Annotated in this window: 13 protein-coding genes and 1 other annotated feature; of the genes, 4 read left to right on the forward strand and 9 right to left on the reverse strand. The window is 48.7% G+C overall.

The annotated features are described in order from the left end of the window. Window positions 1-39 precede the first annotated feature (39 nt). The 3 genes from asnB (at window position 40) to comER (ending at window position 3,702) form a co-directional block, all read left to right on the forward strand. Complete coding sequence (gene asnB, locus AB1L17_RS05930; protein ID WP_412843817.1) at window positions 40-1,965, forward strand: asparagine synthase (glutamine-hydrolyzing); 1,926 nt, start codon at window positions 40-42, stop codon at window positions 1,963-1,965. A 117-nt stretch (window positions 1,966-2,082) separates the two neighbouring features. Further along, window positions 2,083-2,793 (forward strand): helix-hairpin-helix domain-containing protein, encoded by a 711-nt coding sequence (locus AB1L17_RS05935; RefSeq protein WP_412843816.1) that lies wholly within the window; start codon window positions 2,083-2,085, stop codon window positions 2,791-2,793. Window positions 2,794-2,868: 75 nt separating this feature from the next. Further along, window positions 2,869-3,702: a late competence protein ComER gene (gene comER, locus AB1L17_RS05940; RefSeq protein ID WP_412843815.1), complete on the forward strand. Its 834-nt coding sequence runs from the start codon at window positions 2,869-2,871 to the stop codon at window positions 3,700-3,702. Between the two features lie 91 nt (window positions 3,703-3,793). On the opposite strand, the gene leuS is transcribed toward comER, so the two are convergent. The 9 genes from leuS to AB1L17_RS05985 form a co-directional block, all read right to left on the reverse strand. Then, complete coding sequence (gene leuS / locus AB1L17_RS05945; protein ID WP_412843814.1) at window positions 3,794-6,211, reverse strand: leucine--tRNA ligase; 2,418 nt, start codon at window positions 6,209-6,211, stop codon at window positions 3,794-3,796. A 66-nt stretch (window positions 6,212-6,277) separates the two neighbouring features. Further along, window positions 6,278-6,522, reverse strand: a binding site (T-box leader). Window positions 6,523-6,561: 39 nt separating this feature from the next. Further along, on the reverse strand, window positions 6,562-7,311 hold the full coding sequence (locus tag AB1L17_RS05950) for a class I SAM-dependent DNA methyltransferase (RefSeq protein ID WP_412843813.1): 750 nt from the start codon (window positions 7,309-7,311) through the stop codon (window positions 6,562-6,564). A 6-nt stretch (window positions 7,312-7,317) separates the two neighbouring features. Then, complete coding sequence (gene rsfS, locus AB1L17_RS05955; RefSeq protein WP_412843812.1) at window positions 7,318-7,674, reverse strand: ribosome silencing factor; 357 nt, start codon at window positions 7,672-7,674, stop codon at window positions 7,318-7,320. After that, the gene (gene yqeK / locus AB1L17_RS05960; RefSeq protein WP_412843811.1) at window positions 7,674-8,264 is read right to left on the reverse strand and encodes a bis(5'-nucleosyl)-tetraphosphatase (symmetrical) YqeK; all 591 of its coding nucleotides are present in this window, start codon (window positions 8,262-8,264) and stop codon (window positions 7,674-7,676) included. Before yqeK ends, rsfS begins: the two co-directional genes overlap by 1 nt. After that, window positions 8,248-8,841: a nicotinate-nucleotide adenylyltransferase gene (locus tag AB1L17_RS05965; RefSeq protein ID WP_412843810.1), complete on the reverse strand. Its 594-nt coding sequence runs from the start codon at window positions 8,839-8,841 to the stop codon at window positions 8,248-8,250. The genes yqeK and AB1L17_RS05965 overlap by 17 nt, the downstream gene beginning before the upstream one ends. Before the next feature lie 14 nt (window positions 8,842-8,855). After that, window positions 8,856-9,146, reverse strand: coding sequence for a ribosome assembly RNA-binding protein YhbY (gene yhbY / locus AB1L17_RS05970; RefSeq protein WP_412843809.1), 291 nt, complete (start codon window positions 9,144-9,146; stop codon window positions 8,856-8,858). Between the two features lie 37 nt (window positions 9,147-9,183). Further along, window positions 9,184-10,035: a shikimate dehydrogenase gene (locus tag AB1L17_RS05975; protein ID WP_412843808.1), complete on the reverse strand. Its 852-nt coding sequence runs from the start codon at window positions 10,033-10,035 to the stop codon at window positions 9,184-9,186. A 74-nt stretch (window positions 10,036-10,109) separates the two neighbouring features. Next, the gene (yqeH, locus tag AB1L17_RS05980) at window positions 10,110-11,231 is read right to left on the reverse strand and encodes a ribosome biogenesis GTPase YqeH (RefSeq protein ID WP_412843807.1); all 1,122 of its coding nucleotides are present in this window, start codon (window positions 11,229-11,231) and stop codon (window positions 10,110-10,112) included. Continuing rightward, entirely contained in the window at window positions 11,228-11,752 is a 525-nt protein-coding gene (locus AB1L17_RS05985) for a YqeG family HAD IIIA-type phosphatase (RefSeq protein WP_412843806.1), read from the reverse strand. Before AB1L17_RS05985 ends, yqeH begins: the two co-directional genes overlap by 4 nt. 213 nt (window positions 11,753-11,965) lie before the next feature. Between AB1L17_RS05985 and AB1L17_RS05990 the strand changes: the two genes are divergently transcribed. Continuing rightward, entirely contained in the window at window positions 11,966-12,514 is a 549-nt protein-coding gene (locus AB1L17_RS05990) for a TetR/AcrR family transcriptional regulator (protein ID WP_412843902.1), read from the forward strand. Window positions 12,515-12,522 lie beyond the last annotated feature (8 nt).

Raw genomic sequence — 12,522 nt, forward strand, 5'->3', positions numbered from 1 at the left:
TTAGCAGGAGCAATCCAGTGAGAGGAAGAGTCATTTCTTATGTGCGGAATCGTATCACTCTACAACAAGCGGCAAAAGCCTGTTCAACAAGAAGCGATTAGTGCGATGACAGGTGTCATCCTGCACCGTGGTCCAGATGACGATGGTTTTCACCTCGAAGACAACATCGCCCTGGGCTTTCGTCGTTTAAGCATCATTGACGTGGAAGGCGGGCATCAACCGCTGTTTAACGAAACACGTGACATCTGGATTATTGGTAACGGTGAAGTCTACAATTACAAAGAGTTACAACAATGGTTAAAGGACATCGGTCACGTTTTCCATACCGATTCTGATATTGAAACCATCCTCCACCTTTATGAGGAGGTAGGAACGGATGCACCTAAGCATTTGCGCGGGATGTTTGGCTTTACCATCTACGACTCCCGTAAAAAACGCATGTTTGGAGCACGCGACCATTTTGGAATCAAGCCGCTCTACTATGTGGAAACGAATGATTCCATCGGCGTTGCCAGCGAGATTAAAAGCCTGCTGGAGCTGCCTGGATTCACACGTGAAGTGAATCCAACCGCTTTTTATCACTATTTGACGTTCCAATATGTACCTGATCCTGAGACGATGTTTGCTGGTATTTACCGTATTCCGCCTGCTCACTCGTTCATCATCGAAAACGACCAGATCAAGCTGGAGCGGTACTGGGATGTAGAGTTCAAGCCAGATGAAAGCAAGCCATTCTCCTATTTTGTTGAGGGTACGCGCAGTGTCATGCTCGAATCTGTAGACAAGCATCGGATTAGCGAAGTTTCTCGTGGTGCCTTCTTATCCAGTGGCGTTGACTCTAGCAGTATCGTTGGTATGCTGCGCACATTTGAACCAGTCAAATCATTCTCTGTCGGTTCAGATATTCCTGGGTACAGTGAACTGGATTATGCCAAGCGAACCGCTGCCTATTTGGGATCAGAGCATTTCGAGCGTGTGATCAATGCACAGCAATACATGGAAGAGTTACCGAGGCTCATCTGGCATCAGGACGAACCAGTTGCTGACCCGTCCGCCATCCTGCTCTATTTCGTAGCGCAAATGGCGAGCGAACACGTAACCGTTGTATTGTCTGGTGAAGGTGCAGATGAATTTTTCGGCGGCTACAACATTTACAGAGAACCTAGCTCTCTCAAAATGTTTTCCGGCATGCCTGGCTGGATGCGTCAATCCATTGGATATATGGCAGAACGCCTCCCTGATCAAGTAAAAGGGAAAAACTTCCTCATCCGTGGATCCAAAACGGTCGAGCAACGCTTCTTCGGAAACGCGCTGATTTTCAGCGAAGAGATGAAAAAGCGTGTCGTCATGGAAGATATTACTCGCTCTGAGTCGTATGTATCTCCATTCTCCATTACAGAAGAGATTTACAAACGCGCTTCTGAATATGACGATGTGACCAAGATGCAGTACTTGGACATTCACACTTGGCTGAGAGGCAACATTTTGATGAAGGCTGACAAGATGACGATGGCCAATTCGTTGGAGCTGCGCGTGCCTTTCATTGATCTGAAGGTATTTGAATTCGCGGCTACCATTCCAACGAAGTACAAAATTGCGAACGGCACGACCAAGCATGTGCTCCGTGAAGCGATGAAAGACTTCCTGCCACCTGAGATCCAATCGAGAAAGAAACTGGGCTTCCCTGTTCCGACTCGTCATTGGCTCAAAAATGAATTTTACAAGTGGGCAAAAGAGATCATTTTCGAATCCAAGGTCGATAATTTGATCAATAAGGCCTATGTACTGTACATGCTCGACGAACACCGCGAAGGGAATGCGGATTACAGCCGCAAAATCTGGACCATTCTGGTCTTCATGCTGTGGCATCAAATCTTCATCGAGCAAAAGCATAATTTCGAGCCTTATGTTAGCCCGAATGTAGACATTCGCCGCAAAAAAAATTCGCTGCTGCATATCGGCTAACAGCGAAAACAGTATAAATATATTTGCAGACCCTCCCTTACTTTTCTTAGCATCGTGGATAGAGAACAAGTTCTCTCTACAGCGTATGGCTACGTGAAGCAAGGGAGGGTTTTTGTTATGGTGCTGGAATGGTGGGAACGATATCGACGTGTTATTTTACTAACGGCAGCTGTAGTGTTTGTGGCTGCTAGCTTTTGGCTTTATCAACGCGACCAATCGCATAAGACTGACGAACTACCGCTGCACACTCCTGCTTATGCAGCTTCGAATCCAGAATCAAAAGATCAAGCGAATTCTTCAACAGTTACTCATGCTAGCAAGCCTGTAAAATCTACATCACCAAAAGAACAAGATAAGGAGCCCCTCCCCCTTCCTCTCTATGTCGATGTAAAAGGACAAGTAAAGAATCCTGGCTTGTACCAGTTTGAGCCTGGTATGCGTGTCGCAAACGCCATCGAAAAGGCAGGAGGAGCGCTGCCTGATGCAGACATTGTCCAGATCAACTTGGCTCAGCCTCTCACAGACGGAGCTGCCCTTGTCATCCCGAAGAAAGGGACGAGCTCGCCTGTTTCTGCCCCCACATCCCTTGGACTTGTACAGCCTGCCACCCCCTCCTCCGACACTGGTGGCTCCACAGCCATTAATCTCAACTCGGCAACAGTCGAAGAGCTCATGATTCTTCCAGGAATTGGAGAAGCTCGTGCGAAGGCAATCGTAGACTACCGAACAAAGCAAGGGCCATTTCGTTCAGCTGATGATTTAAAACAGATCGAGGGTATCGGTGAGAAAATGTACAGTCGCATAAAGGACCGGCTCGTGGTTCAATGAGTGCCTGATCATCCGGTCATGTTCATACTCACTCCCACATAGAATGGGAAAAGAATATTGGAGGGAGGTATGCCCATGGATAAAATTGGATTCATTGGTACGGGCAGCATGGGCAGTATCTTGATCGAATCTTTGCTGTCAGCCAAAGCCTTGTCTCCCGGTCAGGTCATGATCAGTAACCGGACCCCTGCGAAAGCACATCTACTGGCAGAAAAACATCCCGGGCTCATTGTCGCAGGAAGCAATGCGGATTTGGCCAGAGAAGCTACGACGATCATGCTGTGCGTCAAACCACTGGAATATAGTGTACTGCTCGAACAAATTACTTCTGTGTTAACACCAGATCATCTGTTGATTACGATCACCAGCCCAATCAAGCTTGCCCATTTGGAGTCTCAAGTCCCATGCCCAGTCGCCAGAGTAGTTCCTTCTATTACGAATGCAGTAAAGAGTGGCGTCAGCCTTTGTGAATTTGGAGCGCGTATCCAGCAGGAGCAGCGTCATTTTGTTCATAATCTGTTTGCTCACATCAGCACTCCTATTGAGATTTCAGAGCCTTTTTTACGAATTACCTCTGACATTGCCAGTTGCGGTCCCGCCTTTATTAGCTACATTTTGCAGCAGATGATTCATGAGGCTGTTGAGGAAACCGGTATTTCGGAAGAAGCGGCTACATACATGACCACGCAAATGTTAATTGGAATCGCTGATCTTTTGCGTGAAGAGGCATTTACTCTCCCTACGCTGCAAAAAAGGGTCTGCGTACCCGGTGGAATCACTGGCGAAGGTCTCATACCTTTGCAAGATGGTATTCCTGGTCTTTTCGCTCAAGTATTTCGTCGTACACAGGCAAAATTTGTTGAGGATCAGGAGCACGTGGCACGTTTTTTGAGCAATCAGCCTCATTAGTTCGAAAAGAAGAAGGGATTACCTACAAAAAAGGAGTGGATACCTGTCACTCACAGGCTCCACTCCTCTTTTATGCCATCCAGCTCTTCCCTTAACGAATGACGATATTTACCAGCTTGCCAGGAACAGCGATGACTTTGACGATCGTTTTTCCTTCGATCAGCTCTTTAATCATCTCGTTGTTTTTCGCCATCTCTTCCATTTGTTCTTTGGTGGAATCAGAAGCGATCAGCAGTTTCTCTTTGTTTTTGCCGTTAATTTGCAGGACGATTTCTACCTCGTCTTCTACCAGCTTCGCTTCGTCATACGTAGGCCATGCTTCGTATGCCAGGCTCTCGCTGTGGCCCAGTTTTTCCCACAGCTCTTCACCCAAGTGCGGAGCGATTGGAGACAGCATTTTCACGAAGTCCTCCATGTATTTCTTCGGCAGAACTTCTGCTTTGTACGCATCGTTTACGAATACCATCAGCTGGGAGATACCTGTATTGAAGCGCAGGCCCTCGTAATCTTCCGTTACTTTTTTCACGGTCTGGTGGTAAACGCGCTCCATGCCAGCGACTTTGGACGTATCCATGATTTTTTCGTTCAACTGACCGCTGTCATTTACGTACAGGCGATATACACGGTCAAGGAAGCGACGTGCGCCATCCAAGCCTTTTGTAGACCAAGCGATGGAAGCATCCAGTGGTCCCATGAACATTTCGTACATACGCAGTGTGTCGGCACCATGGCTGTTGATGATATCGTCTGGGTTTACGACGTTGCCTTTGGACTTACTCATTTTCTCGTTGTTTTCACCCAGGATCATTCCTTGGTTGAACAGCTTTTGGAATGGTTCCTTGGTCGGCACGACACCGATATCGTACAGGAATTTGTGCCAGAAGCGAGAGTAGAGCAAATGCAGTACCGCGTGCTCAGCACCGCCAATGTAAATGTCGATTGGCAACCATTCTTTCAGCTTGTCAGGATCAGCCAAAGCCTTGTCGTTGTGCGGATCGATGAAGCGCAGGAAGTACCAGCAGCTACCCGCCCATTGTGGCATGGTGTTGGTCTCACGGCGCGCTTTCATGCCTGTTTCCGGATCGACGGTGTTTACCCAATCCGAGATGTTTGCCAATGGCGATTCACCTGTACCGGATGGCTTGATTTCTTTTGTTTTTGGCAGTACGATTGGCAGTTCGGATTCTGGAACGACCTTCATCGTGCCATCTTCCAGATGGAGAATCGGAATAGGCTCACCCCAGTAGCGTTGGCGGCTGAACAGCCAGTCGCGCAGACGGTACGTTACCTTGCGATTTCCTTTGCCTTCCGCTTCCAGCCACTCGATCATTTTGCTGATAGCCTGTTCTTTGTTCAAGCCATCGAGCATGCCGGAGTTGATGTGCTCCCCGTCACCTGCATACGCTTCTTTGGAGATGTCTCCACCAGCAATTACTTGCTTGATTGGCAGATCAAATGTTTTCGCGAACTCATAGTCGCGTTCATCATGCGCAGGAACCGCCATGATGGAGCCTGTTCCGTAGCTGATCAGTACGTAATCTGCAATCCAGATCGGCAGACGCTCACCGTTTACCGGGTTGATCGCATATGCTCCGGTAAATACCCCTGTCTTTTCTTTCGCCAAATCTGTACGCTCCAGATCGCTCTTGCGTTTTGCTTGCTCCAGATACGCTTCCACTGCTTCTTTTTGAGCAGGCACGGTAATTTGCTCAACCAGCTTGTGCTCAGGAGCCAGTACCGCATAGGTCGCGCCGTAGAGTGTGTCTGGACGAGTTGTAAAGACAGTAAAGCTTTCGTCATGACCCTCGATACCAAAGGTTACTTCTGCCCCTTCAGAACGACCGATCCAGTTGCGTTGCATTTCCTTGATGCTCTCTGGCCAATCCAGTTCATCCAGGTCAGCCAAGAGTCTTTCGGCATACGCTGTAATTTTCAAGACCCATTGCTTCATTGGGCGGCGTTCTACTGGGTGTCCGCCACGCTCACTTTTTCCGTCAATGACTTCTTCGTTCGCCAATACGGTTCCCAAAGCAGGGCACCAGTTTACAGCTACCTCGTCAATATAAGCCAAGCCGTGTTCATACAGCTTCGTAAAAATCCACTGTGTCCACTTGTAGTAATGCGGATCCGTTGTATTAATTTCGCGATCCCAGTCGTAGGAAAACCCGAGCGACTTGATTTGGCGACGGAAGGTGTTAATATTGTGCTCCGTGAATTCGGCCGGATCGTTTCCTGTATCGAGCGCGTATTGCTCGGCTGGCAAACCAAACGCATCCCAGCCCATTGGATGGAGAACGTTATATCCTTGCATCCGCTTCATGCGGGACAAAATATCAGTAGCCGTATAGCCTTCCGGATGTCCTACGTGCAGTCCAGCACCGGATGGATACGGGAACATGTCGAGTGCGTAAAACTTTTTCTTGCCCTCATCCTCGGAGGTTTTGAAGGTCTTGTTCTGCTCCCAATATTGCTGCCACTTCTTTTCGACATTGCGATGACTGAATACCATGGTAAAGCACTCCCATCTTAAAATAGGTGAAAATAAAGAAAACCCCACATCCCTTATCGCTCTTACGACAGGGACGAGAGGTTATTTACATTCCCGCGGTACCACCCAGATTGGCAAATGACATGCATTCACCCACTTGTTTCATCCGTATCGGGGACAAGCCGCTCACCCTTACTCAACCATTGCTTGAATGGCCTTGGGGGCAAGTGCTGGGAGGTGAGTTCAGATATTTCCGGGTTGACTTGCACCATCCGTCAACTCTCTGTGGATTCTCGGATCATATTCCTACTATTCCTCTTAAACGCGTCGAAATCTGTAGTTATAACGCCATTATAGTCAATCCGAACCAATCATGTCAAACTTTTCGGCTTGCGGGCTGAAAAAAATAGGCGCTCGCTTGCTTCTTGTGGCGGCATATCTGAATAATCAGCCGTGATGACAATGTCTGTGAAACCGGCATCTGTCAGCCAGCGCATCAATTGGACAGGCTGATAAGCCCGTTGCCAATGCTCTTCCTCCATCCGCTCAAACAATCCGTTTGACTGACGTATGAAAAACGTTAGCTGATGCTCTACTTCCAGTCGCAGCGGGTCGCAAAAACATTGCCAAATGTACGAAACTTCATCGTCTACGTGTGTGAACGTCTCATCTCCGAAAATGTGCAGCATCTTATACGGACTGTGCACATCAAACAGAAAGCTCCCACCAGGCGCGAGATGAGCGAAAACGCGCTTGAACGTTTCCTGCACATCCGCCTCCTCAGTCAGGTAGCTCAATGAATCACACAAAGAGATGACCGCATCCGCTTCAGGCAAGGAAAGCTCCCGCATATCCTGCTCGACCCACGACACATCCACTTGCTCCTGCCTCATTTTATCATAGGCGATCGCGAGCATTTCAGTGGACAGGTCCACACCCGTGACACGGTATCCCCGCTTGGCGAGTGGGATCGCTATGGTACCCGTCCCACAGCCAAGATCTATGACCCGCACCGGCTTCTCTCCCTTTGCCCAATTACGCTCGACCCAATCGAGCCATTGGTCATAAGGGGTATCCGCCATCAGCCTGTCATATACAGCGGCCATGTGTGCATATGCCATCTGTTCTTACCCTTGCACGCTGAAGGAAACTTCCTCTGCATCCTTCCACAGGCGCTCCAGGTTGTAGAATTCACGATCTTCGCGATGGAATACGTGAATCACGATATCGCCCAGATCAACCAGTACCCAGCGACCTTCATCTGCGCCCTCGATGCCGCGAACGTCAAAGCCATTTTTGTGGGCTTGATCACGAATTTCGCGAACAATTGCCTGTACTTGACGTTCATTGTTCCCGTGGCAAATCATGAAGTAGTCCGCGATCACGGAAAGCTTTTTAATATCGAGCACCTTCAAATTCTCTGCCTTCTTGTCCTCTGCTGCCTTCACTACCAATTGAGCCAAATCTTCTACTGTTTTAACCATTAAAACCCTCCTTCTCTCCCTTTGCGGGAAATCAAATCGTTATATGCGGTCAATGTCAACGGGAAAACCGTCTTTTGCTTCTCTATCAAAAATTGAATCGTGCCTCCCAAGGCAAGTGCCAAGGCGGCATCCAAGTCATGCTTGGCTTTGGCGCGAATAAAATCGACACCAGGGTAATTTCGGTTCGGTTCTATATAGTCTGCCACACAGACGACTTTTTCTAACAGAGACATCCCAGCGCGACCGGTCGTATGGTAACGAACGGCTTGTAGAATATCCGTATCCGTCACGCCCAGATCGGTTTGGATGACAATCGCTGCAGCGAAGGCGTGCCACAGCTCTTTTTCTCCTTCCAACAGCTCTGTTGGCATATCGTGGCGAACGAGAATCTCGAACATTTTTTCAACAGGCCAGCACTTACAGTAATCGTGCAATAGACCAGCGAGCTCGGCTTTGTCAGGGTCAGCCCCAAATCGCTCTGCCAGCTCGCGAGCTGACTGGGCCACCCCTAGCGTGTGCTTGTAGCGTTTTTCATGCATTTGTTGTCGCACGCGGACGAGAAGCTCTTCCCGATTATCCAAAAGTTTCATAGAATCGGTTCTCCTTTATATAACACTCCACGGCATCAGGTACAAGATAACGGATGCTTTTCCCGGCAGCTGCCTTCTCGCGAATCATCGTGGAGGAAATGTCCCACACAGGCATCTCCACAAGCGTGACGTTCTCGCTCGACTCCCGGTCCAGTTCGGTTCCAGGCCTCGCTAGACCTATAAAGCGTACCATATGAATCAGCTCTTGGTACTGGTACCATTTGGGCAAGATTTTTACCATATCTCCCCCCATGATAAAGGAAAAACGGCAATCCGGGAACTGCCTGATTAGCTGAACCATCGTGTCATATGTGTAGGATGGACCTTCTCTTGTGAACTCCACATCCGTCACACGAAACGCCTCATGATCAGAGACTGCAAGCTGAACCATTTGCAAGCGGTGATGCGCCAGTGTCAGACTCTCTCTTTTTTTGTGCGGAGGAACGTGTGTTGGCATAAACCAGACTTCATCCAATCCAGCCTGCTCTCGGGCTTGTTCGGCCGCAAGCAAATGACCACAATGAATTGGGTCGAACGTTCCCCCCATGATCCCTACTTGCTTGATTGGCTGTCTCATCGCATGTAGGTGGCTTATGGCAGCTTGATCGTCTTGTTCTCCCGGGACTCTTTGTACAAGACAACCGTATGGCCGATCAGCTGCACGAGTTGTGCTCCTGCACCTGCCGCCAAATCTTCTGCCACTTGATGTTTATCGTCATTATTGTTTTGCAAGATCGCTACCTTGATCAATTCACGTACTTCCAACGCTTCTTTGATCTGGGTAATCATATTTTCGTTTACGCCGCCTTTTCCTACCTGGAAAATCGGGGTGAGATGGTGTGCTTCTGCGCGCAAAAAGCGCTTTTGCTTGCCGGTCAACATCGGCATGCCTCCTTTTATATCCTGCAATCATGAATGATCAGGTTGTTTTCTTTAATTGTTGCAAGACGACCTTGCGCATAACCTCAGTTGGTGCTCGTTCGCCTGTCCACAGCTCAAAAGCAAGTGCTCCTTGATTCACGAACATGCCGATTCCGGAATGAACCGTAGCACCGATTGCACGCGCTTCTTTGAGCAGACGCGTTTCGAGCGGGTTGTAAATCAGATCGCTCACCGTTAAATCAGAATGAAGCCACTCTGCTGGAACTGGTGTTTCCTGTACGTTGGGCAGCATCCCGATGGAAGTCGTATTGATCAACAGCGAAGAGTCTGCAATGGCAGCCGCTCCCCCACCCTGTTCTACGATTTTCGTAGGTACAAGCGTCCCGACATGCTCAGCCAAAATCGCGGCTCTTTCCCGGGAACGATTGATGATGCGTATTTCTTTTACACCCTTTTCAGCCAAGGTAAACGCCACTGCACGCGCCGCGCCTCCAGCCCCTACCATGGTTACCACTTGCTTTTCGAGAACGATACCTGTCTCTTCCACAAGCGAACGAACATAGCCCATGCCATCTGTGTTGTAGCCGATCAACCTTCCCTCACGAGCGACGACCGTATTAACGGCACCGATTCGTTTCGCAAGCGGATCGATTTCATCCAGCATCGGCATGATCGCGACCTTGTGGGGGATGGTGACGTTAACCCCTTTCAAGCCTAATGCGCGAATACCTGCGACTGCATCTTCGAGATTTTCCGGTACAACGTCGAATGCAGCATAGGCAAACCCCAACCCGGTCTCTGAAAAAGCCGTATTGTGCATCATCGGTGATTGCGAGTGGGAAACTGGATGCCCAAACAGGCCAACCAGCTGTGTTTTGCTTGTAATCATGGAGCTTTTCCTCCCCAGACGTCTCTCTATAGCTTATGGCAAGGGGCAAGGCTAACTCGACTTTTTTCGTAGAGCTAGATCAGCCCTTTGCGCATCCCGACACTTACTCCTTTAGGTGCATGCACGACTATACTGGCTTCGTGCTTCCCTTGGATGCTTACCCAGCCCAAACCGGAAATCACGATGTCAGTCGTCGTGGTGGACTTGTTGATTTTGAAGGTATGCTTCACAAACGGCGGAAGTGCCTTCGCAGCTTCCTCCCCTGTCGGTGGTACCAGCAAGGTTCCGTGATGCTTTTCCATCACTTCGTCCGCTTTTTCCAGCTTCGTCCGATGAATATACAGGTCGTTATCCACGTAGACGATCAACGGCTGTCTCTCTCCGCGTACAAAGTCGATGCGAGCTAAACCACCCAAAAAGAGGGTTTGACCATCGTCGAGCTGATATACCTTGGAGTTGATACGGCTGGTCGGTGTAATCTTTCGGAGGTCAGACGGGGATACCATGTGTCCGATCTGATCACGATTGATAATTCCTGGTGTATCGAAAATGGAGCGGCCGTCCTCGAGTGGAATCTCGATTTTGTCCAGCGTCGTACCTGGGAATGGCGAAGTGGTAATCTCCAGCTCAGCCGCACCGTAGTCATGCAAGATGCGATTGATCATAGTCGATTTCCCTACGTTGGTCACACCTACAATGTAAACATCGCGGCCTTTGCGCAGCTCGCCGATGCGATTTAACAGCTCGTCAATGTGAAGCCCTTTTTGCGCACTAATAAGGACGACATCCTCCGGGCGCAATCCGCGTTCTTTCGCTTCGTGCTGCATCCAGTTGCGTACGCGGTTCAGGTTGATGTTTCTTGGCAGTAAATCGACCTTGTTGCCCACGAGCAAAATCGGGTTATTCCCGACAAAGCGTGGCAGCCCCCTGAGCCAGGAGCCTTGAAAATCAAAAATATCGACAACCATCACAACAAGCGCCTGCGTAGAGCCGATGCCGTCCAAAATTTTGAGGAAGTCGTCATCGCCCATTCCTACCGGGGCTACTTCATTATAATGCTTGATCCGATAACAGCGCTGACAAATAACAACCTTTCTGCCAAGCGCGGATTCAGGTGCATAGCCAGGCTTTTTCTCGTCAGCTGTCTGAATGGCAATCCCACATCCAGCACAAGAGCCATGCATTTGTTCCGTCATGCTTTTCTCCTCCACGAAACCATTCCTTTCCTCTCCATCCAAATAAGGGCCACACGCTCCATCTGACGATTAAAGCGCGTCCAAAAACCATCCGTCTGGGCAACGGGAACAACCAGGATCGTATGAAACCCTAGTCGATTCCCTCCCAGCACATCGGTAAACAATTGATCGCCAATGACAACAGTCTCAGCGATGGTAACATTCATCTGCCGCACTGCCTGCAAAAAGGCACGATTCGTCGGCTTCTTCGCCGCCCAAATAAACCCGAGGTCTAATGGTGAACAGAAGCGGTCTACACGCTCCTTGTTGTTGTTGGATACAACAGTGACCTGAATACCTGCATCGTGCAAACGAGCAAGCCAGTTGATGACCTCTTGGGTTGCATGTGGCCTGTCCCATTCCACCAACGTATTGTCCAAGTCTGTAATCACCGCACGGATCTTATTTCGTTTCAATTGATCTATGTCAATGTGATGGATTGATTCGACGAACTGACTAGGCATCAGCTTCTCTAAAAACACGGGGCACCTCCAAATGATGTGAAGCAATCAACCGCGATTTCGGCACCTACTATACCATAATCGACCACTCAGTTGCAAAACAAAAAGCATTGACACCCCTTGCATTGTTCTTTGATCCTGAGTAAAATGATGTTACCAAGAAAACTGTTTTTGTTTTTACAGTTTTATCATCGATGGTTTCGTCAGGGGTTGATTGCAATTAAAGACCGGATCATGAAAGGTTTTATTGAAGAGATTCGAGATAAAGGCATGAAATTTTCCATGGATGATTTGGCTAAACGGCTGGGTATTAGCAAACGTACCCTATACGAGCATTTCTCATCCAAGGTAGAAATTCTGGAAACAATCATTCAACAGTCCTTTGAAGAGGGCGATGAAAAAACAGAGCAAATTCTCGCAGACGACAGTCTGTCTCTTATTGATAAAATCAAAGGCGTCATGATGGTTTTACCAACACACTATGAATTTTATGATTTGCGCATTCTCGAACAGATGAAGCGGTATTATCCTGAGCAATATGCCCATGTCGAGGCTTCTTTATCCGAGGATTGGCAAACACTGCGCGTACTCATCGAGCAGGGCATTCGAGAAGGACAAATCGTCAATATGAACGTTACACTCATGATGAAGGTGATTGTCGATGCCCTCAATTCCACACTCGATCAGCGTTTTTACATGAAAAACCAGATTACTGTCTCAGAGGCGCTTTCCGCCATTGTCGATGTCCTATTGTTCGGATTGGTGCCAACGAATAAAAGGTAGCATATCAC

Source organism: Brevibacillus jepli (assembly GCF_047229145.1).
Classification (GTDB): domain Bacteria; phylum Bacillota; class Bacilli; order Brevibacillales; family Brevibacillaceae; genus Brevibacillus.

Coding starts and splice junctions, on each gene's coding strand:
- asnB (WP_412843817.1), top strand. CDS start 40: ATGTGCGGAATCGTATCACTCTACAACAAGCGGCAAAAGCCTGTTCAA.
- AB1L17_RS05935 (WP_412843816.1), top strand. CDS start 2,083: ATGGTGCTGGAATGGTGGGAACGATATCGACGTGTTATTTTACTAACG.
- comER (WP_412843815.1), top strand. CDS start 2,869: ATGGATAAAATTGGATTCATTGGTACGGGCAGCATGGGCAGTATCTTG.
- leuS (WP_412843814.1), bottom strand. CDS start 6,211: ATGGTATTCAGTCATCGCAATGTCGAAAAGAAGTGGCAGCAATATTGG.
- AB1L17_RS05950 (WP_412843813.1), bottom strand. CDS start 7,311: ATGGCATATGCACACATGGCCGCTGTATATGACAGGCTGATGGCGGAT.
- rsfS (WP_412843812.1), bottom strand. CDS start 7,674: ATGGTTAAAACAGTAGAAGATTTGGCTCAATTGGTAGTGAAGGCAGCA.
- yqeK (WP_412843811.1), bottom strand. CDS start 8,264: ATGAAACTTTTGGATAATCGGGAAGAGCTTCTCGTCCGCGTGCGACAA.
- AB1L17_RS05965 (WP_412843810.1), bottom strand. CDS start 8,841: ATGAGACAGCCAATCAAGCAAGTAGGGATCATGGGGGGAACGTTCGAC.
- yhbY (WP_412843809.1), bottom strand. CDS start 9,146: ATGTTGACCGGCAAGCAAAAGCGCTTTTTGCGCGCAGAAGCACACCAT.
- AB1L17_RS05975 (WP_412843808.1), bottom strand. CDS start 10,035: ATGATTACAAGCAAAACACAGCTGGTTGGCCTGTTTGGGCATCCAGTT.
- yqeH (WP_412843807.1), bottom strand. CDS start 11,231: ATGACGGAACAAATGCATGGCTCTTGTGCTGGATGTGGGATTGCCATT.
- AB1L17_RS05990 (WP_412843902.1), top strand. CDS start 11,966: ATGAAAGGTTTTATTGAAGAGATTCGAGATAAAGGCATGAAATTTTCC.